Below are 268 nucleotides of genomic sequence, written 5' to 3'. Positions count from 1 at the left end.
AATTTGCTGCGGCTGTTTAGCAACAAGACGTCCCCAAATTGCATAACGTTTTGTACAAAAGTCATGATGCGATAAAACACATCATCATTGTCATAAGCTGAGGCAAACCAGCTAAAATTCATCCATGCCCACCACAGTGCAAAAAACACCATGAAATAAAGCAATAAACCATGTGATAAATGGTTTTCAATAATACTATGATGTAATTGCTGCCCTGCTGTTGCGATTGCCACCACAAAAATCAAATCAAACAACAATTCTAAAGATG

The 268-nt window shown here is 37.3% G+C and carries 1 protein-coding gene; it reads right to left on the bottom strand.

The features are described from left to right. On the bottom strand, positions 1 to 268 hold a 268-nt coding region (locus tag FLQ44_RS14415; protein ID WP_147694975.1), incomplete at both ends, for a low temperature requirement protein A.

Origin of the sequence: Vogesella mureinivorans, assembly GCF_007644035.1 — a bacterium.
GTDB lineage: Bacteria > Pseudomonadota > Gammaproteobacteria > Burkholderiales > Chromobacteriaceae > Vogesella > Vogesella mureinivorans.
This window is presented reverse-complemented; position numbering and strand designations above follow the sequence as displayed.